Annotated in this window: 25 protein-coding genes; 14 read left to right on the top strand and 11 right to left on the bottom strand. The window is 59.3% G+C overall.

The window, feature by feature from the left end; genetic code table 11:
- The 3 genes from AC1DVH_RS12325 to AC1DVH_RS12335 form a co-directional block, all read left to right on the top strand.
- Positions 1 to 203, top strand: a 203-nt coding sequence (locus tag AC1DVH_RS12325) for a response regulator (protein WP_477754029.1), incomplete at its 5' end; no start/stop codon positions are given.
- Between the two features lie 247 nt (positions 204 to 450).
- The gene (locus AC1DVH_RS12330; protein WP_477754030.1) at positions 451 to 1077 is read left to right on the top strand and encodes a response regulator; all 627 of its coding nucleotides are present in this window, start codon (positions 451 to 453) and stop codon (positions 1075 to 1077) included.
- Positions 1078 to 1085: 8 nt separating this feature from the next.
- Entirely contained in the window at positions 1086 to 4727 is a 3642-nt protein-coding gene (locus tag AC1DVH_RS12335) for a transporter substrate-binding domain-containing protein (protein WP_477754031.1), read from the top strand.
- An 86-nt stretch (positions 4728 to 4813) separates the two neighbouring features.
- Here AC1DVH_RS12335 and AC1DVH_RS12340 read toward each other — a convergent pair whose 3' ends face one another.
- Positions 4814 to 5296 carry a GAF domain-containing protein gene (locus AC1DVH_RS12340; protein WP_477754032.1) on the bottom strand — a complete coding sequence of 161 codons (483 nt, stop codon included), beginning with the start codon at positions 5294 to 5296 and terminating at the stop codon, positions 4814 to 4816.
- Positions 5293 to 6183 (bottom strand): ATP-binding protein, encoded by an 891-nt coding sequence (locus AC1DVH_RS12345; RefSeq protein WP_477754033.1) that lies wholly within the window; start codon positions 6181 to 6183, stop codon positions 5293 to 5295. The genes AC1DVH_RS12340 and AC1DVH_RS12345 overlap by 4 nt, the downstream gene beginning before the upstream one ends.
- Positions 6184 to 6348: 165 nt before the next feature.
- Here AC1DVH_RS12345 and AC1DVH_RS12350 point away from each other — a divergent pair, with 165 nt between their 5' ends.
- The gene (locus AC1DVH_RS12350) at positions 6349 to 8670 is read left to right on the top strand and encodes a hybrid sensor histidine kinase/response regulator (protein WP_477754045.1); all 2322 of its coding nucleotides are present in this window, start codon (positions 6349 to 6351) and stop codon (positions 8668 to 8670) included.
- Here AC1DVH_RS12350 and AC1DVH_RS12355 read toward each other — a convergent pair.
- The 3 genes from AC1DVH_RS12355 to msrB form a co-directional block, all read right to left on the bottom strand.
- Complete coding sequence (locus AC1DVH_RS12355; protein ID WP_046043405.1) at positions 8654 to 9115, bottom strand: MarR family winged helix-turn-helix transcriptional regulator; 462 nt, start codon at positions 9113 to 9115, stop codon at positions 8654 to 8656. The two genes, AC1DVH_RS12350 and AC1DVH_RS12355, sit on opposite strands and share 17 nt — an antisense overlap.
- Positions 9112 to 9597: a glutathione peroxidase gene (locus tag AC1DVH_RS12360; protein WP_056727098.1), complete on the bottom strand. Its 486-nt coding sequence runs from the start codon at positions 9595 to 9597 to the stop codon at positions 9112 to 9114. Before AC1DVH_RS12360 ends, AC1DVH_RS12355 begins: the two co-directional genes overlap by 4 nt.
- Positions 9598 to 9722: 125 nt before the next feature.
- Positions 9723 to 10118 carry a peptide-methionine (R)-S-oxide reductase MsrB gene (gene msrB / locus AC1DVH_RS12365; protein ID WP_477754034.1) on the bottom strand — a complete coding sequence of 132 codons (396 nt, stop codon included), beginning with the start codon at positions 10116 to 10118 and terminating at the stop codon, positions 9723 to 9725.
- Between the two features lie 226 nt (positions 10119 to 10344).
- On the opposite strand from msrB, the gene AC1DVH_RS12370 reads away from it, so the two are divergent.
- Positions 10345 to 11556: a pyridoxal phosphate-dependent aminotransferase gene (locus AC1DVH_RS12370; RefSeq protein WP_007973513.1), complete on the top strand. Its 1212-nt coding sequence runs from the start codon at positions 10345 to 10347 to the stop codon at positions 11554 to 11556.
- 315 nt (positions 11557 to 11871) lie between these two features.
- Positions 11872 to 12762, top strand: a complete 891-nt coding sequence (gene htpX / locus AC1DVH_RS12375) for a protease HtpX (protein ID WP_007973520.1) — start codon at positions 11872 to 11874, stop codon at positions 12760 to 12762.
- 198 nt (positions 12763 to 12960) lie between these two features.
- Here the strand turns inward: htpX and AC1DVH_RS12380 are convergent, their stop codons facing one another.
- On the bottom strand, positions 12961 to 13617 hold the full coding sequence (locus AC1DVH_RS12380; protein WP_477754035.1) for a thiopurine S-methyltransferase: 657 nt from the start codon (positions 13615 to 13617) through the stop codon (positions 12961 to 12963).
- Between the two features lie 102 nt (positions 13618 to 13719).
- Between AC1DVH_RS12380 and AC1DVH_RS12385 the strand changes: the two genes are divergently transcribed.
- A complete protein-coding gene (locus AC1DVH_RS12385; RefSeq protein ID WP_477754036.1) occupies positions 13720 to 14487 on the top strand; it encodes a DODA-type extradiol aromatic ring-opening family dioxygenase in 768 nt (255 codons plus the stop codon).
- 71 nt (positions 14488 to 14558) lie between these two features.
- On the opposite strand, the gene AC1DVH_RS12390 is transcribed toward AC1DVH_RS12385, so the two are convergent.
- Complete coding sequence (locus AC1DVH_RS12390) at positions 14559 to 16232, bottom strand: DEAD/DEAH box helicase (protein WP_150756007.1); 1674 nt, start codon at positions 16230 to 16232, stop codon at positions 14559 to 14561.
- 422 nt (positions 16233 to 16654) lie between these two features.
- Between AC1DVH_RS12390 and AC1DVH_RS12395 the strand changes: the two genes are divergently transcribed.
- Positions 16655 to 17446 (top strand): crotonase/enoyl-CoA hydratase family protein, encoded by a 792-nt coding sequence (locus AC1DVH_RS12395; protein ID WP_477754037.1) that lies wholly within the window; start codon positions 16655 to 16657, stop codon positions 17444 to 17446.
- 106 nt (positions 17447 to 17552) lie between these two features.
- Here the strand turns inward: AC1DVH_RS12395 and AC1DVH_RS12400 are convergent, their stop codons facing one another.
- Positions 17553 to 18308 carry a spermidine synthase gene (locus AC1DVH_RS12400; RefSeq protein WP_108229894.1) on the bottom strand — a complete coding sequence of 252 codons (756 nt, stop codon included), beginning with the start codon at positions 18306 to 18308 and terminating at the stop codon, positions 17553 to 17555.
- A 150-nt stretch (positions 18309 to 18458) separates the two neighbouring features.
- Between AC1DVH_RS12400 and AC1DVH_RS12405 the strand changes: the two genes are divergently transcribed.
- On the top strand, positions 18459 to 19805 hold the full coding sequence (locus AC1DVH_RS12405) for a class II 3-deoxy-7-phosphoheptulonate synthase (RefSeq protein ID WP_477754038.1): 1347 nt from the start codon (positions 18459 to 18461) through the stop codon (positions 19803 to 19805).
- A 104-nt stretch (positions 19806 to 19909) separates the two neighbouring features.
- On the opposite strand, the gene AC1DVH_RS12410 is transcribed toward AC1DVH_RS12405, so the two are convergent.
- Together AC1DVH_RS12410 and AC1DVH_RS12415 are read right to left on the bottom strand one after the other, a co-directional pair.
- On the bottom strand, positions 19910 to 21139 hold the full coding sequence (locus AC1DVH_RS12410) for a winged helix-turn-helix domain-containing protein (RefSeq protein WP_477754039.1): 1230 nt from the start codon (positions 21137 to 21139) through the stop codon (positions 19910 to 19912).
- Between the two features lie 80 nt (positions 21140 to 21219).
- Entirely contained in the window at positions 21220 to 21435 is a 216-nt protein-coding gene (locus AC1DVH_RS12415) for a DUF1127 domain-containing protein (RefSeq protein ID WP_007983517.1), read from the bottom strand.
- A gap of 95 nt (positions 21436 to 21530) precedes the next feature.
- Here AC1DVH_RS12415 and AC1DVH_RS12420 point away from each other — a divergent pair, with 95 nt between their 5' ends.
- Positions 21531 to 22385, top strand: coding sequence for a LysR substrate-binding domain-containing protein (locus AC1DVH_RS12420; RefSeq protein WP_477754040.1), 855 nt, complete (start codon positions 21531 to 21533; stop codon positions 22383 to 22385).
- Here AC1DVH_RS12420 and AC1DVH_RS12425 read toward each other — a convergent pair.
- Entirely contained in the window at positions 22375 to 23124 is a 750-nt protein-coding gene (locus AC1DVH_RS12425) for a sulfite exporter TauE/SafE family protein (protein ID WP_477754041.1), read from the bottom strand. The two genes, AC1DVH_RS12420 and AC1DVH_RS12425, sit on opposite strands and share 11 nt — an antisense overlap.
- A gap of 111 nt (positions 23125 to 23235) precedes the next feature.
- On the opposite strand from AC1DVH_RS12425, the gene AC1DVH_RS12430 reads away from it, so the two are divergent.
- The 4 genes from AC1DVH_RS12430 (at position 23236) to AC1DVH_RS12445 (ending at position 26532) form a co-directional block, all read left to right on the top strand.
- On the top strand, positions 23236 to 24192 hold the full coding sequence (locus AC1DVH_RS12430; protein ID WP_477754042.1) for a LysR family transcriptional regulator: 957 nt from the start codon (positions 23236 to 23238) through the stop codon (positions 24190 to 24192).
- Between the two features lie 67 nt (positions 24193 to 24259).
- Complete coding sequence (locus AC1DVH_RS12435) at positions 24260 to 24721, top strand: MarR family winged helix-turn-helix transcriptional regulator (protein ID WP_477754043.1); 462 nt, start codon at positions 24260 to 24262, stop codon at positions 24719 to 24721.
- Positions 24722 to 25064: 343 nt separating this feature from the next.
- Positions 25065 to 25484, top strand: coding sequence for an organic hydroperoxide resistance protein (locus tag AC1DVH_RS12440; RefSeq protein WP_046031808.1), 420 nt, complete (start codon positions 25065 to 25067; stop codon positions 25482 to 25484).
- A 34-nt stretch (positions 25485 to 25518) separates the two neighbouring features.
- Positions 25519 to 26532: an alpha/beta hydrolase gene (locus AC1DVH_RS12445; protein ID WP_477754044.1), complete on the top strand. Its 1014-nt coding sequence runs from the start codon at positions 25519 to 25521 to the stop codon at positions 26530 to 26532.
- Positions 26533 to 26621 lie beyond the last annotated feature (89 nt).

A 26621-nucleotide genomic window follows, 5' to 3' on the forward strand; every position in this document is an offset into this window, starting at 1 on the left:
ATCTGACGGGACTCGATCTGGTCCGGTTCGCCAGCCAGCGAGGGCTGATCAGACAGGCGATCATTCTGAGTAGTCTGACAACGTCTGAATTGGATGAGCTTGTAAAAACAGCCACTGATTACGGGCTGCCATTATTGGGATATTTGATAAAACCACTGAAACAATCTGAATTTAGAGACTTGTTGACCTCAGCACTACTATAGAAAAAAGAAACATATAAAAGCCGGAAAACATACAACGTAAAACTTACAAACAACTTCCTTCAAAAGTACACCAAAGCGCTGGACTTTCTTAGCCTTCCTAATAAGAAACCTAGTTAACACGTAGTCCCATTCCTTTTGATCTGTAGGATTTCTCCTATATTGCTGCTACAGCTCGGTCAGTTCATGCGCCCCTTCAAGTATCTGAGCTAAGGTGCGCGCTTTATTTGAGCTCGCATGGGACTTGATTATGAACTCCGTTTTTATTGTCGACGATCACCCGGTTATCCGCCTTGCCGTTCGAATGCTGCTGGAGCATGAAGGTTACAAAGTCGTCGGCGAAACTGACAATGGGGTCGACGCCATGCAGATGGTTCGCGAATGCATGCCGGATCTGGTCATTCTCGACATCAGCATTCCAAAACTGGATGGCCTGGAAGTGCTATCCCGATTCAACGCCATGAATACACCTCTTAAAACACTGGTACTGACAGCACAATGCCCGACACTTTTCGGCATTCGTTGCATGCAATCCGGTGCCTCGGGCTATGTCTGCAAACAAGAGGACATCAGTGAACTGGTCAGCGCCATAAAAGCGGTATTTGCAGGTTACAACTATTTTCCGAGCGAGGCCTTGAACCCCATCCGCGGAGATGAAACACGCTGCATCGAACTGGAACTGTTCAAATCCGTAAACGACCGGGAACTGATGGTCTTGCAACTTTTTGCCCAAGGTCGCACAAACAAGGAAATCGCCAAGGGGATGTTTCTGAGCAACAAGACCGTGAGCACCTACAAAAAGCGCCTCATGCAGAAGCTCAAAGCCAAATCCCTGGTTGAACTAATCGAGATGGCTAAACGAAACGCGCTAGTGTGAGACCCTCGATGCCCAGCCGTTTGAAGGTTTATCTGATACAGGTGACTGCAGGTCTATGCGTGAGCACCTCGTTGTTTGGGGCACCGAACAGTGAACACTACACACTGCTCAGCCGTTCGAAGGCCGGAGCAATGGAGGTTCGACTGGATGAATCCCAACGGCAATGGATAAAGCAAAAACATGAACTGACGCTCGGGACGTCAGCCCCGGACTACCCCCCTTTCGACCTGACCACCAGTGGGCAGGACTATGAAGGGTTTACCGCCGATTACGCTGGTCTTCTGGGAAAAATAACCGGTTTGCCCGTCACGGTTCAGCGTTTCGATTCCCGAGGGGCCGCGATCGCTGCACTGGAAAGCGGCGAAGTCGATCTGCTAGGCACCGCCAATGGATTCGAAGCTGGCAATGCCGACATTGCACTGTCGATACCCTATGCCGTCGACCAACCCGTCTTGGTGACCCGCGAAGGGGAAACCCGATCCCTCACCGAGGGCCTGGCCGGATTGCGCCTGAGCATGGTGTATCACTACTTGCCGCTGACGGAAGTCAGGGCGTTGTACCCGAAGGCGATCATCACGTCCTATCCCTCCTACCAGAATGCAATCAACGCCGTTGCTTTCGATCAGGCGGACGTGTTTCTCGGTGACACCATTTCAACTCACTACATGATCAACAAGGGATACTTGAACAACATCCGGATGGCCAACTTCGGCAAACATGAAGCCTATGGTTTCAGCTTCGCCGTGAACAGGAGCAACCCCGAGCTGCTTGGCATCATCAACGCGACGATCACGGCCATCCCCTCCAGTGAACGAGAAAACATCGCCAAACGCTGGAGCGCCGGTAGCGACATTCTGCTGACCGATCAAAAGTTGCAACTCACTGAACGGGAAGAACGCTGGCTGGCACGCCACCCGATAGTGCGCGTCGTCGTCAACGAAGCCTTTGCGCCACTGACGTTTTTCGATAGCAACGGCAACTTTCGCGGTGTCACCGCAGATTTGCTTGAGCTGATCAGGCTGCGCACCGGCTTGCGCTTTGACATCCAGCACAGTCGGAGCGATGACGAGATGATCAAACAGATCAAGGACAACAAGGCCGATGTGATCGCCGCGTTGCTTCCCAGCGCGCAACGTCAAACCCAACTGAACTTTACTCGACCCTTTCTGGAAAATTCCTACGTCCTGCTGACCCGCAAAGCCGCCGACAGCCCGACCAACCTCGTGCAGTTGCAGGACAAGCGCCTGGCCATTGCCCGTGGCAATCCACTCATGGATTACCTGCGCAGAGAATTTCCCCGGATCAAGTTGATTGAAGCCCCGGACACCTTCAGCGCCGTAGAGTTACTCGCCGAAGGCCAGGTCGAGGGCGCGGTGAACTCACTGATCATTGCCAATTACTTCATTTCGTCGCGACTGTTCGAGCACACACTGCAAATCAGCACCACCATCGGCACCGAGCAGGCAGCGTTTTCCCTTGCCACCGCTCGGGGCGCCAAAGAGCTGAACGCGATTCTCGACAAGGCGTTACTAAGCATCTCGCCGGAAGAACTGGGCATCATCAACAGCCGTTGGCGCGGCTATTCGGCGTCTTCGCAAAACACCTGGCGCAACTATCAACGACTGTTCTATCAGATCGTCATCGGTGCCGGCGTGCTGTTGCTGATTTCCATTGCGTGGAACGACTACATGCGACGCCAGATCAAGCAACGCAAGGCCGCCGAGCGTGCGTTGAACGATCAATTCGAGTTCATGCGATCGCTGGTCAATGGCACGCCCCATCCGATCTACGTACGTGATCGCCAGGGACTACTGCAAAGTTGCAACGACAGTTACCTGCAAGCGTTCAGCGCCAGGCGTGAAGATGTCATCGGCAAAAGTGTCATGCAGGGATCGATGAGCAATGTATTCGAAGCCCGGGAGTACCAGGCTGACTACCAACGCGTGGTGGCCGAGGGCAGACCTTTGATCGTCGATCGCGAACTGCACATTGGCGGCCGGCGGCTGACGATCTATCACTGGATTCTTCCCTATCGGGATTCCAGCGCAAAAGTGCAAGGCATTATCGGTGGCTGGATCGATATCRGCGAACGGCGGCAACTGCTCGATGATCTGCGTTGCGCGAAAGAACGTGCCGATAACGCCAACCGGGCCAAAAGCACGTTTCTGGCCACGATGAGCCATGAGATCCGCACGCCGATGAATGCAATCATTGGTATGCTTGAACTGACACTCAAGCGTCTTGATCATCTGCACCCGGAGCGCGCGACCATCGATGTCGCATACAACTCGGCGAAAGGGTTGCTGGAGCTGATTGGCGACATTCTGGACATTGCCAGAATCGAATCAGGACGCTTGAGCCTGAGCCCGGAGCGCGTTAGTCCGGGTGAACTCGTAGCCTCGGTCGTGCGGATTTTCGATGGCCTGGCCCGACAGAAGAAGCTCGGGCTGGTACTGGAGTTTTCATCGGCCAACCCGACCTTCGATGTGTTGCTGGATCCTTTGCGCTTCAAACAAGTGCTGTCCAACCTGATCAGCAATGCCATCAAGTTTACCGAGCAAGGCCAGGTCCGGGTCATTGTCGATCTGCAGCCGGCAACGCAACCTGAGCACGTGCAAATGCGGGTGCAGGTTCACGACAGTGGTATCGGGATCAGCGAACAGGATCAACAGCACCTGTTCGAACCCTTCGCACAGGCCGACAACGCCATGCAATCGGCCAGGGGGGGCGCAGGGCTGGGGCTGGTGATCAGCCGCAACCTCTGCGAGATGATGGGCGGCAATCTGCAATTGCGTAGCGAACCGGGCGTCGGCACTCAAGTGGAGGTGTTGCTACTGCTGGAAACGTTGCCGCTACAACAGTCAGCCCAGGTGGCCGAAACGCAAATCATCGTCGCCACAACCCCGTTGAGTGTGCTGGTAGTCGACGATCACCCGGCCAATCGCTTGCTCACGTGCCAGCAACTGGAGTTTCTTGGGCATCGATTTACCGTCGCGGCCGATGGCCAGGAGGGACTGGATGCATGGAAAGACCAGCCGTTTGATCTGGTGATCGCCGATTGCAACATGCCGGTCATGAACGGTTACGAGCTAGCCCGCGCCATTCGCCAGCATGAACGACAAAACCATCGTCCTCCCTGCACCGTTCTCGGCTTTACCGCTAACGCCCAACCGGAAGAAGTACAACGCTGCAAACAGGCGGGAATGGACGACTGCCTGTTCAAACCCCTCAGCCTCGGTGCCTTGAGTCTATGGGTRGAAGGCATTGAGCCCACCCAGGCAGCCCCGGCGTTCAACCTGCACGGGTTGAAACTGCTGACCGGGGGCAACCCGATGTTGAACCGGCGATTGCTCAACGAGTTGGTGAATAGCAACCGCCAGGATCTGCAAACGCTGTTGTCGCTATCCAGCTCCGCAGATACGCAGGCGCTGAAGGACATTGCCCACAAAATCAAAGGCGCAGCCCGGATAGTGCAGGCATCCCGCTTGATCGACCGCTGCGAGGCACTCGAAGCAGCCTGCCATGAGGATTTCGATCGCGAAAAAGTGGTTGCATGCTGTAAATCCATGGAGTGCGCCATAATTGAGCTGGAGGGCGCGTTACTACGTCAGATCGAGCACTACGACGAAGGCAAAGTGACAGAGCCTTAACTATGCCTGGACCCTCAGCAGGGTGTTGACCGTCATGGAGAAAACCGGCGTCAGGCCTGCTGCTCAAGGCAGGCCCGGGGTCTTGATCAGCAGTCGGTCAGCCGCAGGAAAATCGCCGCCAGCTGTTCGATTCCTGCCTGGTCCTGTTCGGTGAAACGCGCCAGTTTCGGACTGTCGAGGTCGAGCACACCGATCAATCGGCCGTCCTTGACCAGCGGCACCACCAGTTCGCTGTTCGAGGCGCTGTCGCAGGCAATGTGACCGGGGAACGCGTGAACATCTTCGACTCGTTGAGTCTGCAAGGTGGCAGCCGCTGCCCCGCATACGCCGCGACCGAACGGAATCCGCACGCAAGCGATCTGCCCCTGAAACGGGCCCAGCACCAGTTCTTCATGGCGGTTGAGGTAGAAACCGGCCCAGTTCAGGTCATCGAGCTGATTGAACAGAAACGCCGAGAACTGTGCGGCATTGGCGATGAAGTCCCGCTCGTCCGCCAGCAAGGACTCCAGCTGCGCGTGCAGCATGCCGTAGCCTTCGAGGCCCTGGCCGCTCTTTTGTAAATCGATCATGCCTTGTGCTCCAACAGTTTCAGCCCGACCCAATAACGGGCAAATTGATAAGCGCAACGTCCATTACGATTGCCCCGGCCGGTGGCCCAGCGTACCGCCAGAATGTCCAGCTCTTCGCTGCGCTGCCACGCCAGTCCGGCCTTGCCGGCCAACTGACCGATCCAGTGCTCGACGACGTTGAGGAAGTGTTCCTGGGTAAACGGATAGAACGACAGCCACAAACCGAAGCGGTCCGACAGCGCGATCTTGTCTTCCACCGCCTCGCTGGGATGCAGTTCGCCGTCGACCCGTTTCCAGTTTTCGTTGTCACTTTCCTTTTCCGGCACCAGGTGGCGACGGTTGGACGTGGCGTACAGCAAAACGTTGTCCGGCGCCTGTTCCAGCGAGCCATCGAGGACGCTTTTGAGCACCCGGTAATTACCCTCACCCGACTCGAAGGAAAGGTCATCGCAAAACAGCACGAAACGCTGGGGCAGTTTGCCGATCTGTTCGACCACTCGCGGCAGGTCTGCCAAGTGATCACGTTCAATCTCGATCAAACGCAAACCGGCTTGTGCGTGCTCGGCCAACAAGGCGCGCACCAGCGACGACTTGCCAGTGCCGCGCGAACCCCAGAGCAAGGCGTGATTGGCGGGCATGCCATCGAGGAACTGTTGGGTATTGCGCCCAAGCTGCTCGACTTGCCGGTCGACGCCGATCAGGTCCGACAAATGCATGTCGAGGCTGACCTCCAGTGGCATCAGATATCCGCCGCGTGCCTCACACTGCCAGCGCGCAGCCAGGCATTGCGTCCAGTCGATAGCTGGCCGCGGCGCCGGCAGCAACGGCTCGATACGGGCCAGAACGGCATCGGCGCGTTCAAGAAAAGCATTCAATCGGGAATCCACGACTTCTCCTCGGGCACGTTCACAGTAATGATGGTGATACAGCGACGAAACACAGCGTCACACAAGCGGCGGCCCCCGCAGTACAGGCCTCGCGAGAACATCAACAGGCAGGCATGATCGACTATGCTTGAGCAGCGAAAGGAAACGGAAGTGGTTCACCCCTCCATGGACATCAAATTCACCAACCGGCTGTCATTCAAGCAAGCCCGGCTTACCGTGCTGGTCGGTTTCATTCTGGGCACGCTGCTCAGCCTGCTGCAAATAGGCATCGATTATGCCAGTGAAGACGCCTCCATCAATCGTGAAATCCTTTCATTACTGGAAATCAGCCACAACCCGGCCTCGCGAATTGCCTACAACATCGACGCCGAACTCGCCAAGGAACTGACCCTGGGCCTGCTGCGCTCGCCAGCGATCACTAGCGTGAAACTGACCGACAACAACGGCACTGTGCTGGCCAGCGTCAAGCGAGCCGGTGTGGAAAACGGTTACCGGATGTTCAGTGACTTCCTGTTCGGCGCCAACCGACAGTTCGAAGACCGGCTTTACCTGGATCATTTACCCAGCGAATCCCTGGGTACGCTGCGGCTGAACGTCGACACTTACGCCTTCGGCAACCGGTTCCTGCGCCGGGCCGAAGTGACCCTGCTCAATGGCTTCGCCCGCAGCCTGCTACTGTCCGGCATCCTGTTGGCGCTGTTCTATGTGATGCTGACCAAACCCCTGGTGCGGGTCATCCGTGAACTCAGCGGCCGCGACCCGAGCAGCACCGAGCCGAGCTCACTGGAGTGTCCCGCCGGGCACGCCGACGATGAGATCGGCGTGCTGGTCAAGGTTGCCAACCAGCAATTCAAAAACATCGCCACCGAAATCCAGCAGCGGCGCAATGCGGAAAACCGCCTGACCGAGTATCTCGGCCAACTGGAAAATATCGTCTCGGCCCGCACTGCCGARCTCAACGCGATCAATGCCCGGCTGAGCCAATCCAACCTGGAACTGGAAGCCGCTCGCAGCACAGCACTGGACATGGCCGACGCCCGCTCGGTGTTCCTGGCCAACATGAGCCATGAAATCCGCACGCCCCTCAATGGCTTGCTCGGGATGATCGCGCTGTCCCTCGACGGGCCGCTGACTGCCGAACAACAGCAACAGCTGTCCATCGCCCATGACTCGGGCAAAGTGCTGGTGGAATTGCTCAACGATATTCTCGACTTGTCGAAGTTCGATGCCGGTCAACTCGAACTCGAACACATCCCCTTCGACCTCGGCTCGCTGATCGAAGACACTGCCAACCTGTTATCGCAGAACGCCGCCCCCAGCGTCGAACTGACCTGCCTGATCGATCCGCATTTCCCGACACTCGTGCTCGGCGATCCGACCCGGGTGCGGCAGATCGTCAGTAATCTGCTGTCCAACGCCCTCAAGTTCACCCGTTTCGGGCGTGTCGACGTGCGCCTGTCGACGTTCGGGGACGGCGTCAGAATCGAAGTGTGTGACACCGGCATCGGAATCCCTCTGGATGCCCAAGTGAAAATTTTCCAGCCTTTCACTCAGGCCGGCGCCGGTATTACCCGCCAATTTGGCGGCACCGGGCTGGGCCTGGCGCTGACCTACAACCTTTGCGAAGCCATGCAAGGGCGCCTGACGATCGACTCCGAGCCGGGTTTTGGCAGCCAGTTCTGCGCGGACTTGCCATTGCCCAGCCATACCCGTGCAATGCCGGCTGTTTCGCTCAAGGGCAAAGTCATCGCCATCACGGCCGCCAGCAGCGGGCTGGGCGAACTGCTGAACGGCCTGTTACCTGGCTGGGGACTGGACTACGAACGGCGCTCCATGGATGACCCAATGCTTGGCCTGGCGGCCGACGTGCTCATCACCGACTGCCCCGAGTGCCTGTTCATTTTGCGCCCCACTCTCAGCGCGCCGATCCTGCTGATTACCGCTTATGGCAATTTCATGCCCAGCGAAGAGGTCAACGCCCTCGCCCCCTTGCAACAGCAGGCCCGCCCCCTGGCACGCAATTCGCTGCATCAGTTGTTGCGGCGAATCCTGCAACCGCAAACCCACCCGATCAACAATGTCCCACTCGACGCGCAAAGCCCGCAGCGCCGCGGGCGCGTGCTGCTGGTGGAAGATAATCCGGTCAACCAACTGGTGGCCAAGGGCATGCTCGGCAAACTCGGCTGCGAGGTGACCACCGCGGCCCATGGTGCCGAAGCCCTGGATCAACTCGAACAACGGGAGTTCGATCTGGTGCTGATGGACTGCAACATGCCGGTGATGGACGGCTATGAGGCCAGCCGGCAAATCCGCCGCAGCGGCCGCTGGCCCCAACTGCCCATCGTCGCCCTGACGGCCAACGCCATGTCGGAAGAGCGCGAACGCTGTCGTGCCGCGGGCATGAGTGACTACCTGGCCAAACCCTTCCGGCGGGAAGAACTGGCCTCCCTGCTGGACTTGTGGGTCCCCGCTACGACAGCGCCTTGATCTGTCCCAACAAGTGATCGAGGCCATCGCGCAAATCGTTGAGACGGTTCAGATCGACCCCGCTGTCGCACAACAGGCGGGCCTTGAGTGGCCCTACCTGATCGCGCAGGGCCGTGCCGGCTGGCGACAGGCTCAGATGCACTTCACGCTCATCGCGCGCCGAACGCTGACGCTGCACCAGTTGCAGTTGTTCGAGGCGCTTGAGCAACGGTGTCAGCGTGCCGGAATCCAAGGCCAAACGCTCGCCCAACGCCTTCACGGTCGGCTGCTCCGGGGCCGCTTCCTGCCACTCCCACAGCACCAGCATCGCCAGGTACTGCGGGTAAGTCAGGCCCAACTGATCGAGCATTGGCTTGTAGGCGCGAATCACCGCCCGGGAAGCCGCGTACAGCTTGAAACACAGTTGGCTATCGAGCTTCAGGGAGTCGACTGACAAGGTATTCATTTGAGCAGGGCTTCGATCTCGCGGGTCAGGTCCTGCGGCTTGGTCGCCGGAGCGAAGCGCTTGACCAATTGCCCGTCCTTGCCGATCAGGAACTTGGTGAAGTTCCACTTGATGCCCTGGGAACCCAGCACACCCGGTGCACGCTTTTTCAATTGCACGAACAGCGGATGGGCGTCGGCACCGTTTACGTCGATCTTTTTGAACAGCGGGAAGCTGACACCGAAGTTCAGCTCGCAGAATTCGGAGATCGCCCCTTCGTTGCCCGGCTCTTGCTTGCCGAACTGGTTGCAGGGAAAACCGAGCACCACCAGGCCCTGGTCCTTGTAGGTCTGCCACAGCTCTTCCAGGCCTTTGTATTGCGGAGTGAAACCGCACTTGCTGGCCGTGTTGACCACCAGCACGGCCTTGCCGGCGAAATCCGCCAGGGTCTTTTGCTCACCCTTGATGGTGGTGCAAGGGATGCTCAGCAGGTTGTCGCTCATGTTTGAGGGTCCGAGTGGATGGAAGAGATAACAAAATAGCGAGCAATTGAATTGCGTGCAATTTAATTAATCAAAACGCTGACCAACTGTAGGAGCTGCCKAAGGCTGCTCCTACAGGGCTCGCATTACGAGCGGGGCACCAGGTCCAGGCACACCGAGTTGATGCAATAACGCAGGCCCGTCGGCGGTGGCCCATCGGGGAATACATGCCCCAGGTGCGCGTCGCACTTGGCGCAGACCACTTCGGTGCGGATCATGCCATGGCTGACATCACGGATTTCGGTCATGGCGCTGTCGCCGATCGGCGCATAGAAGCTGGGCCAGCCGCAGCCGGAGTCGAACTTGGTCGTTGAGTCGAACAGCGGCTCGTTGCAGCAGATGCAGTGGTAGACACCGTCGGTCTTGGTGGCGTTGTACTTGCCGGAAAACGGACGTTCGGTGCCTTTGAGGCGGCACACGTTGTACTGCTCTGGATCGAGCATTGACTTCCATTCTTCCAGGGTTTTTTCCAACTTTTCCATCATCACACCTCAGCGGCTGAAAAAGCCCGATCTGTACCTTTTCCACGGATCGGGCGGCACGTATGATTGCGCCTCGTCAAACGCCAGTCTGGCAGCCAGACCACGCGCATTCAAACGGAAATATGGGTGCTGCATCTCAAGGCGTCAGGCCTGTGTGAATACGCAGGATTCCCAGCACGGTTGTCCAAACGCCGTCTGGATCGTTCATTTTCGGGAACACATCGCCATGCAGGTCAGCAAATCGAACAAGCTCGCCAACGTCTGCTACGACATTCGCGGCCCGGTGCTCAAGCACGCCAAGCGCCTGGAAGAGGAAGGCCATCGCATCCTCAAGCTGAACATCGGCAACCCGGCGCCCTTTGGTTTCGAAGCACCGGATGAAATCCTCCAGGACGTGATCCGCAACCTGCCGACCGCCCAGGGCTACAGCGACTCAAAGGGCCTGTTCAGTGCGCGCAAGGCCGTGATGCAGTATTACCAGCAAAAGCAGGTGGAAGGCGTCGGCATTGAAGACATCTATCTGGGCAACGGCGTTTCCGAACTGATCGTGATGTCGATGCAGGCCCTGCTCAACAACGGCGACGAAGTGCTGGTGCCAGCGCCGGACTATCCATTGTGGACCGCAGCCGTGAGCCTGTCCGGCGGCAATCCGGTGCATTACCTGTGCGACGAGCAAGCCAACTGGTGGCCGGACCTGGCCGACATCAAGGCCAAGATCACCCCGAACACCAAGGCCCTGGTGATCATCAACCCGAACAACCCGACCGGCGCGGTGTATTCCAAGGAAGTGCTGCTGGGCATGCTGGAACTGGCCCGTCAGCACAACCTGGTGGTGTTTTCCGACGAGATCTACGACAAGATCCTCTACGACGATGCCGTGCACATCTGCACCGCCTCCCTGGCGCCCGACCTGCTCTGCCTGACGTTCAACGGTCTGTCCAAGTCCTATCGCGTCGCCGGTTTCCGTTCCGGCTGGATCGCCATTTCCGGCCCGAAACACCACGCCCAGAGCTACATCGAAGGCATCGACATGCTGGCGAACATGCGCCTGTGCGCCAACGTGCCGAGCCAGCACGCGATCCAGACCGCCCTGGGTGGCTATCAGAGCATCAATGACCTGGTGCTGCCCCAGGGTCGCCTGCTGGAACAACGCAATCGCACCTGGGAGTTGCTCAACGACATTCCGGGCGTGAGCTGCGTCAAGCCGATGGGTGCGCTGTATGCGTTCCCGCGGATCGACCCCAAGGTCTGCCCGATCCATAACGACGAAAAATTTGTCCTCGACCTGCTGCTCTCCGAAAAGCTGCTGGTGGTTCAAGGCACCGCATTCAACTGGCCATGGCCGGACCACTTCCGCGTCGTGACCCTGCCCCGTGTCGATGACCTGGAGATGGCCATCGGACGCATCGGCGGCTTCCTCAAGTCCTACCGCCAGTAAGCGATCTGTCACCGTGCGACGTTCCCACAGGTCGCACGGTGATTGATCCGGCAACATTTGTTTGCAATGCGCCACTGGCAGTCGCTTTGTCGCTGCCGGACAGCGCCTTGGCTGCTCGCGCCTAACAAAGGCGGGGCCTTCGACACGAATTGACTGACAAACACTTCCCGCACACTTGTCGGAAATGCCCTGCAAGCAGCTAGACTGTTGCCGTAGGACACAGTTTGAAATAGTCACCCGGTTGAATCCCCCGGTGCAGCACCTTATATACCCCGCAGTACGCTACATCTTTAGCTTGAGGAGATTTCTACAACCATGATGCGCATCCTGCTGTTCTTGGCCACTAACCTGGCGGTCGTGCTGATTGCCAGCATCACCCTGAGCCTTTTCGGCTTCAACGGGTTCATGGCGGCCAATGGGGTTGACCTCAACCTCAATCAGCTGCTGATTTTCTGTGCGGTCTTTGGTTTCGCAGGTTCCCTGTTCTCGCTGTTCATCTCCAAGTGGATGGCGAAGATGAGCACCAGCACCCAGATCATCACCCAGCCACGCACCCGTCACGAGCAATGGCTGCTGCAAACCGTCGAGCAACTGTCCCGCGAAGCCGGAATCAAGATGCCCGAAGTCGGTATCTTCCCGGCCTACGAGGCGAACGCCTTCGCCACCGGCTGGAACAAGAACGACGCATTGGTCGCAGTCAGCCAGGGTTTGCTCGAGCGTTTCTCGCCGGATGAAGTGAAAGCCGTCCTGGCCCACGAAATCGGTCACGTGGCCAATGGCGACATGGTTACCCTGGCGTTGATCCAGGGCGTGGTGAACACCTTCGTGATGTTCTTCGCACGGATCATCGGCAATTTCGTCGACAAGGTGATCTTCAAGAACGAAGAAGGCCAGGGCATTGCCTACTACGTGGCGACCATCTTCGCCGAACTGGTTCTGGGCATTCTGGCCAGCGCCATCGTCATGTGGTTCTCGCGCAAGCGCGAATTCCGTGCCGACGAAGCCGGTGCAAACCTGGCCGGCACCGCCGCGATGATTGGTGCCCTGCAACGCCTGCGGGCGGAACAGGGGCTGCCGGTGCACATGCCCGACACCCTGAACGCCTTTGGCATCAACGGTGGCATCAAGCAAGGGTTCGCTCGCATGTTCATGAGCCACCCGCCACTGGAAGAGCGTATCGATGCTCTGGCTCGTCGCCGGGGCTGATACACTCCACAGCAAAGCAAAAGGCCCGCAGCGATGCGGGCCTTTTTTTGTCTGCTTGATTATTGGGGGTGCTTTTGAGGGCCTCATCGCGAGCAAGTCGAATCGTCGCACCGTCGCTCCCACAGGGTTTTGTGAACGACGCAGGTCCCTTGTGGGAGCGAGCTTGCTCGCGATGAGGCCAGCAAAAACAACACAGTTTTACCGGCTGGAAACCCGATACACCCGCTCCTCAAGCCGCGTAACACCCGCCTCCAGGAATTTCCCGCCTTCACTCAACACATCCTGATCTTCCAAAATCTTCAGCGTCCACGAGTCCCCGAACAACCGCCGCACCTCATCATCGAGTACAGCAAATGGCGGGCCGGGCATTTGCGCCTGGTCATAGTCCAAGGTAATCACCAGGCCATGGGACTCCTTCGGCAGTATCCGCTTCAAATGGGCGGCATAGCGCTCTCGCATTTCCGCCGGCAGCGCGATCAACGCCGCGCGATCGTAAAGCGCGGAGCAATCGGCAACATCGCCTGCCGTCAGCTCGAAGAAATCGCCGCACCACAGTTCAATGGAACCTGCCCGATAGACCTTGAAAGGCCCCTGCTCGCTGACGGCCGGATCAAAGCCATGCTCGCTGAAAAACTCCTCGACGGCTTTTTCCGACAGTTCGACCCCCAAGACCTCATGGCCTTGATGGGCGAGCCATAGCAAATCCAGGCTTTTTCCACATAACGGCACCAACACGCGCGCGCCTTCTTCAAGGCTTAACGCTGGCCAGAACCGCTTCAGATGAGGGTTCACCTGCGGCAGGTGAAAGCCGATCTGGTTCGCCGCCCACTTCTTGTGCCAAAACTCCGGCTGCATAAATAACCCCGAAAATTCGATCAAAACACCCTAAAACTTATATTAGATTTAGATTAATGATCTGACTGAAGATGTTGCATCTTAACTCTCAGGAGCTCATTCATGTTCCCCAGCCTGTACATATCCCACGGCTCCCCCATGCTCGCCCTGGAACCCGGCGCCAGCGGGCCGGCACTCGCCCGCCTGGCCGCCGAGATACAGAAGCCAAAAGCCATCGTGATTGTTTCCGCACACTGGGAAAGCAATGAGCTGCTGGTCAGCGGCAATCCACAACCGCAAACCTGGCATGACTTCGGTGGCTTTCCCAAAGCCCTGTTCGAAGTGCAGTACCCAGCCCCAGGCGACCCACGACTCGCCGCAGAGGTTGCCGGGTTATTGAAAACCGCTGGCTTTCCAGCACGTATCGACAGCAATCGGCCTTTCGACCATGGCGTCTGGGTGCCTTTATCACTGATGTATCCGCAGGCAGACATCCCGATTGTCCAGGTTTCGCTGCCCACCCGTGGCGGCCCCACCCTGCAGACCCGCGTTGGCCACGCGCTGGCCAGCCTGCGCGAGCACGGAGTCCTGCTGATCGGCTCAGGCAGTATCACCCACAACCTGCGGGAACTGGACTGGCATGCCGGTCCCGAAAGCGTTGAGCCTTGGGCTCAGGCGTTTCGTGACTGGATGATCGAAAAACTCGCCGCGAACGACGAAGCCGCGCTGCACGACTATCGCGCGCAGGCACCGAATGCCGTGCGCAACCATCCCAGCGACGAACACTTGTTACCGCTGTACTTTGCCCGTGCCGCCGGTGGGCAGTTCAGCATTGCCCACCAAGGCTTCACCATGGGGGCATTGGGCATGGACATCTATCGCTTCGGCTAGCCAATAAGGCATAAAAAATCCCCGAGCCAGTCGGGGATTTTTTATGTTCGATCAATCAGCCCGAAAGCGGATCAATCTTCGCGGTAGCGACGCAGCTTCAATTGCTTACCGGCAACGCGAGTGTCCTTCAGCTTGGTCAGCAACTTCTCAAGACCATCTTCCGGCAGCTCGACGAGGCTGAAGCTATCACGCACCTGGATGCGACCGATGGCTTCACGCGCCAGACCACCTTCGTTGAGGATGGCGCCCAGCAGGTTTTTGGCAGCGATACCGTCACGCGCACCCAGCGCGGTACGGCAACGTGCACGGCCTTCGCCCAGTGGCATCGGAGCACGACGCTCGCGGTCACCACGCTCAGGACGATCACCGGAACGCTCTGGACGATCGCCACGCGGTGCATTGTTAGGCACCAGTGGACGCTCTTTCTCGATTGCAGCCAGGGTCAGCGCTTGAGCGTTGGTTGCCTTGCGCAGCAGGGCTGCGGCCAGGGCACGCGGGCTGCAACCGATGTCGGCAGTCAGGCGATCCAGCAGATCACCGTGAGTCGATTCGGCATCGGCCACCAGCGGCGACAGGCTGTTGGTCAGCTTCTTGATGCGCGCATCCAGAACAGCTTGAGCGTCTGGCAGGCGAACTTCAGCAACCTTTTGACCGGTTACGCGCTCGATCACTTGCAGCATGCGGCGCTCACGCGGAGTCACCAGCAGCAGTGCACGACCTTCGCGACCGGCACGGCCGGTACGGCCGATACGGTGAACGTAGGACTCTGGATCGTACGGCATGTCAACGTTGAATACGTGAGTGATGCGCGGAACGTCCAGGCCACGAGCGGCAACGTCGGTCGCCACAACGATGTCCAGACGGCCATCCTTGAGGGAGTCGATCACCCGCTCACGCTGGTTCTGGGCGATGTCACCGTTCAGCGCAGCGGCTTTGTAGCCTTTGGCTTCCAGGGCACTGGCCAGATCCAGGGTCGCTTGCTTGGTGCGCACGAACATGATCAGGGCGTCGAAATCTTCCACTTCCAGCAAGCTGAGAACGGCCGAAGTCTTCTGGTCAGCGTGAACCAACAGGTGAGCCTGCTCGATCGCGGTAACGGTCTGGGTCTTGGTCTGGATCTTCACGTGTTGCGGATCGCGCAGGTGGCGTTCAGCAATGGCTCGGATCGACTGCGGCAGGGTGGCCGAGAACAATACGGTCTGACGGGTGACAGGCAGGGCCTTGAAGATAACTTCCAGGTCGTCCATGAAGCCCAGCTTGAGCATTTCGTCGGCTTCGTCGAGAACCAGGTGGTTCACGGTCGCCAGTACTTTTTCGTCGCGACGCAGGTGGTCGCACAGACGGCCCGGAGTGGCGACAACGATCTGTGCGCCATTACGGATTGCTTTCAGTTGTGGGCCCATCGGCGCGCCGCCGTAGACAGCCACAACAGTTACGCCCGGCATTTGCTTGGCATAGGTTTCGAAAGCGGTTGCAACTTGTAGCGCCAACTCACGAGTTGGGGCCAGGATCAGGGCTTGCGGTTCGCGCTTTGCAGGATCGATGCGATGCAGGATCGGCAGGGCGAACGCAGCGGTTTTACCCGTACCGGTTTGCGCCTGACCAATCATGTCGTGACCGGCCATGATGATCGGGATCGATTGCTGCTGAATAGCCGAAGGCTCTTCGTAGCCAGTCGCGGTGACGGCTGCAAGAATATTCGGATTAAGATTAAAAGCGGCGAAGCCGCCGGTTTCCTGGGTCATGGGTCTGCCTCTAAGTGCATCCGCAAAGACCCATGCTCCAAAGCTGCGCGTGCCGTGTTGAGACTCAAGAGTCGCCCTGGCAGCTTTGTCGGCGGGGATTTGCGAAAACGAATGAATGAAAAGAATCGTCAAGGAAGAGTCCGCTGGGCGGACGTGCAGCCGAAGCTGGCTTCGGGGAATTGCGCTACCTAAACGCGGCCCGGTTAAAGGCCGGCGCGCACTATACCGGAATTCACCCAAAAAGGGAGCTTTTTTTATCGGAAATCCACCGGATACGCCGTTGTGTGACAGGCTTTGCGAATAATCGATCAGCCGTCTACTTTTCAAAGGCCCGGCCTTGTGGGTGATGGCGCTAAAACGGTTCATCCTTTGCCGTGCAGACCGCCGGTCTGGCACGCCCTTCCCACCCCGAGGATCGCTCCATGAATCAGCCCAGCTCCAGTCGAGTCAGCCGCGAACGGCATGGTCATGTGTTCATGATCGGTCTGGATCGGGTAGCCAAGCGCAACGCCTTCGATCTCGACCTGCTCAACGCGTTGAGTCTGGCCTATGGCGAGTTCGAAGCCGACAGCGAGGCGCGCGTGGCGGTGGTGTTCGCTCATGGCGAGCACTTTACCGCCGGGCTCGATCTGGTCAATGCCAGCGTTACACTCGCCGAAGGCTGGCAGGTCCCCCCTGGCGGCTGTGATCCGTGGGGGGTGTTCGCAGGTCCCAGGGTCAGCAAACCGGTAATCGTCGCCGCCCAAGGCTATTGCCTGACCATCGGCATCGAATTGATGCTGGCCGCCGACATCAACCTGTGCGCCAGCAACACCCGGTTCGCACAGATGGAAGTGCAACGCGGGCTCTTCCCGTTCGGCGGCGCCACCCTGCGTCTGCATCAGGTTTCCGGTTGGGGCAATGCCATGCGCTGGTTGTTGACTGGTGATGAGTTCGACGCCCGTGATGCCTTGCACCTGGGCCTGGTGCAGGAGGTCATGGCCAGCGAGGACTTGCTGCCCCGGGCGATTGAACTGGCCGAGCGGATCGCCCGGCAGGCACCGCTAGGGGTGCAGGCGACGCTGATGTCTGCTCGACAGGCCCGGTATGAAGGGGAAACCGCAGCGGCAAAGGCGTTGCCGCTGCTGGTCAAGAAGTTGATGGCCAGCGAGGACGTCAAGGAGGGTGTGCGGTCGATGGTGGAGCGGCGGCCTGGAGTGTTCAAAGGGCTTTAGCCTTGTAGCGCCAGTTGGAAAGCTATCGCGAGCAAGCTCGCTCCCACAGGGGATCGCAGTCAGATGTGGGAGCGAGTTTACTCGCGATGACGCCTTCACAGACAACTCATGTCGCCGGACGAATGCACTTGATCAACGAATCCAGCGAATACCCCAACCGTGGCGCCAGCGCTTCGGCGCGGGCGATCAGGCCGTCCATGTCCAGTTCCTGATCCAGTTCCGACGGCACGATCAGAATCACGTTGCCCTCCTTCACCGGCAGCTCCCAGTAATGTCGGTGGTACAAACCACGCAACAACGCGGCGCCCAAGGGTTTGCCATCGTCGGTAGCCCATTGATTGATGACCAGCCAGCCCCCCGGATTCAATCGCTTCTGGCAGTTTTCCAGAAAGCTCCAGGCCAGATGCCCGACACCCGGACCGACATCGGTGTAAAGGTCGACGAAAATCAGATCGGCCGATTCGGCGGTGTCCAGCAGCTCCAGCGCATCGCCAACGCGGATGTACAGGCGCGGATCGTCATCCAGCCCCAGGTACTCGATGGCCAGGCGCGGTACATCCGGGCGCAGTTCGATGGCTTCGACATCTTCCAACGGCAGGAACTTGAGGCAGGCCTGGGTCAGCGTCCCGGCGCCGAGGCCGAGAAACAGCGCACTTTCCGGTTGCTCGTGGCACAGCGCGCCGATCAGCATCGCCCGGGTATAGTCGTACTCGAGCCAGCTCGGATCGGCGGTGAACACGCAACTTTGCTCGATGGCATCACCGAACTCGAGAAAACGGTAATCGGCCACTTCCAGCACACGAATCACGCCGAACTCGTCCTGTACCTCGGCGAGCAGATGCTCGACGCGCTCCTCAGTCATTTCATCTCCTGATCGTCACCGGGGCCGGCAACGCAATAACACCGCGTATAGAGAGCGGCAAAGGCGAGATTGTCGGCGAAGCGACGGGAACAGGTCACGCACTAATTTGCTGATAACATGGAGGTCCGAGCGAAAACACTAGAGACCGTGATGAGCCAACCCTGGAGCCCTGACAGCTGGCGCGCCCTGCCGATCCAGCAACAACCCCAATACCCCGACGCCGCGCATTTGCAGCAGGTCGAGCAGACCCTGGCCAGCTATCCGCCGCTGGTATTTGCCGGTGAAGCCCGTGAGTTGCGCCGTCAGTTTGCCGAGGTGACCCAGGGCCGAGCGTTTCTATTACAGGGTGGCGACTGCGCCGAAAGCTTCGCCGAATTCTCCGCGGCGAAAATCCGCGACACCTTCAAAGTGTTGTTGCAGATGGCGATCGTGATGACGTTTGCCGCCGGCTGCCCGGTGGTCAAGGTCGGGCGCATGGCTGGGCAGTTCGCCAAGCCCCGCTCGGCCAACGACGAAACCATCGATGGCGTGACCCTGCCCGCCTACCGCGGTGATATCGTAAACGGTATCGGTTTCGACGAAAAAAACCGCGTACCGGACCCGGAACGCCTGCTGCAGTCCTACCACCAGTCCACCGCCACCCTGAACCTGTTGCGCGCGTTCGCCCAGGGCGGGTTTGCCGATCTGCATCAGGTGCACAAGTGGAACCTGGACTTCATTGCCAACTCGGCGCTGGCGGAAAAGTACAGCCACCTGGCCGACCGTATCGATGAAACCCTGGCGTTCATGCGCGCTTGTGGCATGGACACCTCGCCGCAGTTGCGCGAAACCAGTTTCTTCACGGCCCACGAAGCGCTGCTGCTGAACTACGAAGAAGCTTTCGTGCGTCGTGACAGCCTGACCAACGATTACTACGACTGCTCGGCCCACATGCTGTGGATCGGCGACCGCACCCGCCAGCTCGACGGTGCCCACGTCGAATTCCTGCGCGGGGTGAACAACCCGATCGGGGTCAAGGTCGGCCCGAGCATGAACCCCGACGACCTGATTCGTTTGATCGACGTGCTCAACCCGCAGAACGATCCGGGTCGCCTGAACCTGATCGCGCGGATGGGCGCGAACAAGGTCGGCGATCACTTGCCGCAGCTGATCCGCGCCGTCCAGCGTGAAGGCAAGCAGGTGCTGTGGAGTTCCGACCCGATGCACGGCAATACGATCAAGGCCAGCAGCGGCTACAAGACCCGCGACTTCGCGCAGATCCTTGGCGAGGTGAAGCAGTTCTTCCAGGTGCACGAAGCCGAAGGCAGTTATGCCGGTGGTATCCACATCGAAATGACCGGGCAGAACGTGACCGAGTGCATCGGTGGTGCGCGGCCGATCACCGAGGATGGCTTATCGGATCGCTACCACACCCATTGCGACCCGCGGATGAATGCCGATCAGTCGCTGGAGCTGGCGTTTTTGATTGCCGAGACACTGAAGCAGGTTCGGCGCTAAATTGCGCCGCGCCCTTCGCGAGCAGGCTCGCTCCCACATTGGACTGCGTTCGCCCGAACAACTCGGTCAACTGTGGGAGCGAGCTTGCTCGCGATGGCGTCAGATCAAACACCGCCAATTTGAGTGAACGCCACCCGCAACCTTGCCGCACTCGCCCGCGGGCAATTCAACTGAACCTGCGCCAGCCCCAGCCAATCCGCCATCTGCCGCAGATTGACCGCCAACGCCAGCATCCCCTCCTCGTCCAGCCCCGCTTCCTCTTCATGCACCGCATGCACGGCCAAACGGCCCGCCGCCCGTTCGGCGCGCAGGTCTACCCGTGCGGCAATCCGCTCGTTGTGCAAAAACGGCAGGACGTAATAGCCGTACACCCGCTTGTCCTGCGGCGTGTAGATCTCCAATCGATAGCGGAAATCAAACAGCCGCTCGGTCCGGCTGCGCTCCCAGATCAGCGAATCGAACGGCGAGAGCAATGCACTGGCGACGACTTTGCGCGGCACTTTTGGCCCGGCCAGACAATAGGCCGGTTGCCGCCAGCCCTGGACTTCGCAGGTCTGCAATTCACCGGCCTCGACCAATTCGGCCAAACGTGGGCGGCTGTCCGCAGGGTTCAAGCGGAAATAGTCACGCAAGTCTTTCTCCGTGCCGACTCCCAAGGCCGTTGCCGCATGCCGCAACAGGCCGCGCTGGGCATCGCCTTCACTCAGGACGGGGTGCGCAAGAACCGCCCGGGGAATCACCCGCTCCGGCAGATCGTAGAGCCTTTCGAATCCGCGCCGTCCGGCAACGGTCACTTCACCGGCCGCGAACAACCACTCCAGCGCATGCTTTTCCGCGCTCCAGTCCCACCAGGGACCGGCTCGTTCCTGACGGGTCGACAGACTTCCGGCCCCCAGCGCGCCCTGCTCCTCGACCGAAGCCAGCACCCGGCGAATGGTGTCTTGCTGTTCACGGCCAAAGCGCGCCAATTGCTGATAAATGTCTTCGCCACGGGCTGCACGCTGCATGCGCCAACGCATCAAGGGGTACATGGAAAGTGGCAATAACGAGGCTTCATGGCCCCAATACTCGAACAACGTACGTCGCCTACCCTGACCCCAGGCAGCCTGGTCGAGTAAATCGGAAGAATAGTTACCGAGGCGGGAAAACAGCGGAAGGTAGTGCGAACGCACCAATGCATTGACCGAATCGATCTGCAAAATGCCCAGCCGTTCGATCAGGCGATTGAGTGCAACAGCCTTGATCGCCGCTGGCGGCGACCGCCCGTTGAACCCTTGGGCGGCCAGCGCCAGACGCCGAGCCTGGTTGAGGGTAAAGGACAACGTTGCGCGCATGGGTGCCTCCTTGTCTGCTCGCAACCTACCTCACCGGTAAGGGGTTTGTGTAGCGTGGCACTCATCATTTATTGATCGGGTCATTTATGCATCGGGTCATTCCAGAACGGTTTGATCGACTCGTTCTCCACATCCGCACGGCTCATGCCGATGTCCTTGAGTGCTTCGTCGCTCAAGCTCGCCAGCAGTTCGCGCTCGCGATGCAGTTCGTACCAGCGGCCGACCTTGTGCAGCAGATCGGATATCACGTGAATCGAGTGTTTTTCTGCACCGTGGAACTCATGTTGACCTTTCATCTTGTTGCCCTCCGTTTGGATGGCTCCAGTCTCGCGCCGGGTCTAAGATCAATCCAACGAATGTTTCTGATGTCACATATCTCGGAGATTGATGGATGTCCGCCTACCCGAGTATCGATACCGAAGTGTTGCGCACCTTCGTCGCCATCGCCGACCAGGGCGGCTTTACCCGCGCCGGCGAAATCGTCAACCGCACCCAGTCAGCCGTCAGCATGCAGATGAAACGCCTGGAAGAAGATGTGCTGCAGCGTCAGTTGTTCCAGCGCGACGGGCGGCAGGTGCGGCTGACGGCTGAAGGCCAGGTGTTGCTGGGCTATGCGCGGCGGATCCTCAAGCTGCACAGCGAGGTCTTCAATACCTTGCGCGAACCCGACATGGTCGGCACGGTGCGCATCGGCACGCCGGACGATTATGTGATGCGATTCCTCCCGGGGATTCTGCGCCGGTTTGCCCAGTCCTACCCGCTGATTCAGATAGAAGTGCACTGCGAATCATCCAAGCAACTGCTGATGCGCCAGGACCTCGACCTGTCCATCGTCACCCGCGAGCCGGGCAGCGAAATCGGCCAGTTGTTGCGCAAGGAACGTTTTGTCTGGGCCGAAGCGCAATGCTACAGCGCTCATGAGCAGACGCCGCTGCCGCTGGCAATGTTCAACAGTGATTGCTTCTGCCGCCTGTGGGCCTGCAATGCCCTGGATGCCCAAGGGCGCGACTACCGGGTGGCGTACAACAGCGACAGCCTGTCGGCGATCATGGCAGTAGTCAGCGCYGGGCTGGCCGTCACGGCGCAGCTTGAAAGCCTGATCACCGCGGACATGCGCATCCTCGGTGCAGCCGAGGACCTGCCGTTGCTGCCCGAGGCCAGCATCATGCTCGTGCGCAACCTGCATAACCCGTCACCGATCACCGAGTGCCTGGCCGAGCACATCATCGAAGGCTTCAAACTTTGAAGGCGAGCATCGCCGCACAGAACACCAGGAACCCGCAAAACAGCCCGCGCAGCAGCCGCTCCGGCAATGCGTGGGCAACCTTCACGCCCCAACTGATGCTCATCAGCCCGCCGACCGCCAAGGGTAAGCCGATCACCCAGCTGACCTGATGGTGCACGGCGTAAGTCACCAGCGTCACCCCGGTACTCGGCAAGGCCAGCGCCAACGACAACCCCTGCGCAACCACTTGGCTGGTGCCGAACAGACTGGTCAGCACCGGTGTCGCCACCACCGCGCCCCCCACGCCAAACAACCCGCCCATCGTGCCCGATGCAGCACCCAGTACGCCCAGCCAGGGCCATGAATAGTTCATCTGCGAAGCCGGCGGAGCGCTGGCGGCGAACATGCGAACGAGGTTGTACGCCGACAGCGCGATCAGAAACGCGACAAAGCCTATGCGCATGGTTTGCGCATCGATGCCTACCGCCCAGATCGATCCGAGCCAGGCGAAGCAGAACCCCATGATCGCAAGCGGTAGCGCGTGGCGCAGTTCGATCCGGTTGCGCTGATGATAGCGCCACAGCGCCAGCATCACGTTCGGCACCACCATCACCAGCGCTGTGCCTTGGGCTATCTGCTGATCGAGCCCGAACAGCACGCCCAGCAGCGGAATGGCGATCAGGCCGCCGCCGATGCCAAACAACCCGCCGAGCGTGCCCAACGCAGCGCCGAACACCAGATACATCAAAAACTCAATCACAGCATTTTCCCCGTTGCCGTCAGGCCTTTGATCCTACGCAGTTGCTTCTGGCGCGGAAACGCACAGCATCGCACAATGGCTGTGCCAAATTCGCACAAGCGCAAACCTGCCATGAACCCCAATCAACTGACCGACCAACTGGTCTTGTTCCTCGACGTGCTGGAAACCGGCAGTTTTTCCGCCGCCTCGCGCCGTCATCCGCTGACCCCTTCGGCCGTGGCACGGCGAATCGACAGCCTGGAAAGCGCGGTCGGCAGTCAGCTGTTCCTGCGCAGCACTCATGCAGTACGCGCCACCCCGGCGGGATTGGCCTTTGCCGAGCGCGCACGGCGGATCGTCGCCGAGTTGCGCCTGGCCCGGGCCGAAGCGGTGTCTCTGAGCAGCGCGCCGGAAGGTCTGATTCGCATCGATGCGCCGACAGCCTTTGGGCGCCGGCACCTGGCACCGGTGATCGCCGATTTCCTCTTGCTCTATCCCGGTCTCGATGTGCAACTGCACCTGATCGACAGCTTCGTCGACATGCAGGGCCTGAACCTCGGCAAGGTCGATCTGGTGCTGCGCGCCGGGCAATTGGCCGATACCCGGCTGGTAGCCACGCCACTGGCGAGCATGGTGCGTATCGCCTGCGCCAGCCCTGATTACTTGCAGCGTCGCGGCGTGCCAACCGAGCCCTCACAACTGACTGAACACGACGGACTCGACTGGGATGGCCTGGCCCCGCCCTTCGCCTGGCGTTTCGAGCGCGACGGGCAAATGCAGTTGCACCGGCCGGCGCGGGTCCGCATGAGTGCCAACAATGCCGAGGCGCTGGTCTGCGGCGCGCTGGCCGGACTGGGTATCGCGCACCTGCCAACCTGGCTGGTCAGCGAGTACCTGTTGCGGGGTGAGTTGCTGCCGCTGTTCTGCGACAGCGGCCTGCCGAAACCGGAAAGCACCGGCATCTACGCCTTGCGCCTGGAACAGCAACCCAACTCCCGCAGTCGCTTGTTGCTGGAGTACCTGAAAACCCGCTTCAGCCCGGTTCCACCCTGGGATCTGCTGCTGCAAACCCATTTGCAACAGCACTGATCAAATTTATCTGGCGCATTAAAGATTCGCCCGCTAGATTCCTAAGATCACAGATCAAGGCTTCGACATGACCACCGAGCGCAACTCCCCGGACAACTGCGACAACCTGCTGCTGGACAATCAGGCCTGCTTCGCCCTGCATTCCACTTCGCTGATGATGACCAAGGTCTACAAACCCTTGCTGCAGGTGCTGGGACTGACCTACCCGCAATACCTGGCGATGATGGTTTTGTGGGAAAGGGACGGTTTGACCGTAGGCGAAATCAGCACGCGGTTGCTGACCGACCCTGGCTCGTTGACGCCGYTGCTCAAGCGCCTGGAAGCCGAAGGCTTGCTCAGCCGCACCCGCAGCCGCGAGGACGAGCGCGTGGTGATCGTCGAACTCACCGAACAGGGCCGGACCTTGCGCGACAAGGCCCGGGATATTCCCCAGTGCATCCTCGGCGCTAGCGGGATGACACTGGAGCGCCTGCAAAACCTGCAAGCGGAGCTGCAGGAACTGCGTCGTCACCTGCAAGACAGCCTGTAATTTTCAATTCACCACAAATCCCTTGTGGGAGCGAGCTTGCTCGCGATGGCGGTGTGTCAGTCAACATCATTGCTGAATGTGAGACTGCAATCGCGAGCAAGCTCGCTCCCACATTTGTTTTGCGCGGGACCGAAAAATCGGGTTCGCCACCTCTTCTTGAAAAATTTCCCTCGATAGCTCTAGCTCAACACTTCCAACAAAAACGCCCTCGCTGACATTTCGCTTTTTCAAATCTGTTTGAAATTTTATCTTGCGCGCTAAATATTGGCGCGATACATTCACCTCGCACTTAATTAGCGCGCAAACATTTAGCGCAAACCAAACCCTGAACGAGGCTTTCACCATGCAAACTCTCTACACCGCAATCGCAACTTCCACCGGTGGCCGTGACGGTCGTGCGGTTTCCAGCGACAACATCCTCGACGTCAAACTCGCCACCCCGAAAGAACTCGGCGGTGCCGGCGGCGCAGCCACCAACCCTGAGCAACTGTTCGCCGCCGGCTACTCCGCCTGCTTCATCGGCGCCCTGAAATTCGTGGCCAGCCAGACCAAGCGCAGCATCCCGAACGACGCTTCGATCACCGCCCATGTCGGCATCGGCCAGATCCCTGGCGGTTTCGGTCTGGACATCGACCTGCACATCAGCCTGCCCGGTCTTGAACAAGCCGACGCACAAGCACTGGTCGACGCGGCCCACCAGGTCTGCCCGTACTCCAACGCCACCCGTGGCAACGTCGATGTGCGTCTGCACGTAACCGTCTAAGCGCTGACTACCCAGGCCCGAACAGGAAACGAACATGAACACTTTCAGCAAAGTCTTGACCGGTACCCTTCTCGCCTTGTCCATCAGCAACGCGTTCGCAGGTACTGGGGTTGAACACAACACCCAGGCATTCCTCGACGTTCTGAACGCCGGTACCGGCAAGCCGATGGAGCAAATGACGCCCGCCGAGGCCCGCGCCGTTCTGGTAGGCGCGCAGGCCGGGGTGAAGCTGACGCAGCCAAAAGCCGATGTCAGCCAGAAGACCATTCAAGTCGACGGCCAACCGATCAGCCTGACCATCGTCCGGCCGGCCGGGGTCAAGGGTGAGCTGCCCGTATTCATGTTCTTCCACGGCGGTGGCTGGGTACTGGGAGATTTCCCGACCCACGAGCGGCTGGTACGTGACCTGGTGACGGGTTCGGGTGCAGCGGCCGTCTTCGTCAACTACACGCCGTCGCCGGAAGCGCATTACCCGGTGGCGATCAACCAGGCTTACGCGGCGACCCAATGGGTGGCCGGGCACGGTAAAGAGATCAACGTCGATGGCAAGCGCCTGGCAGTAGCCGGCAACAGTGTCGGCGGCAACATGGCGGCCGTGGTTGCGCTGATGGCCAAGGACAAGGGCACACCGGCGATCAAGTTCCAGGTGCTGTTGTGGCCGGTGACTGATGCCAACTTCGAAACAGCGTCCTACAACCAGTTCGCCGAAGGGCACTTCCTCACCAAAAACATGATGAAGTGGTTCTGGGACAACTACACCACCGACGCCAATCAACGGAACGAGATCTACGCCTCACCACTGCGCGCGACCACCGCCCAGTTGAAAGGATTGCCTCCAGCGCTGGTGCAGACCGCCGGTGCCGACGTGTTACGCGATGAAGGCGAAGCCTACGCCCGCAAACTCGATGAAGCCGGTGTGCCGGTGACCTCGATTCGCTACAACGGCTTGATCCACGACTACGGTTTGCTCAACGTGGTAAGCCAGGTGCCGGCGGTGCGTTCGGCGATGTTGCAGGCGTCTGAAGAACTGAAACAGCACTTGAAATAACACCGCCCAACTGTAGGAGCGAGCCTGCTCGCGATGGGCGTTAACGATAACGCGAGCTTCCTGAATGCCCGCGTTGTCTGGGCGTCCAT

It is taken from the genome of Pseudomonas sp. P4_C3 (assembly GCF_056402075.1).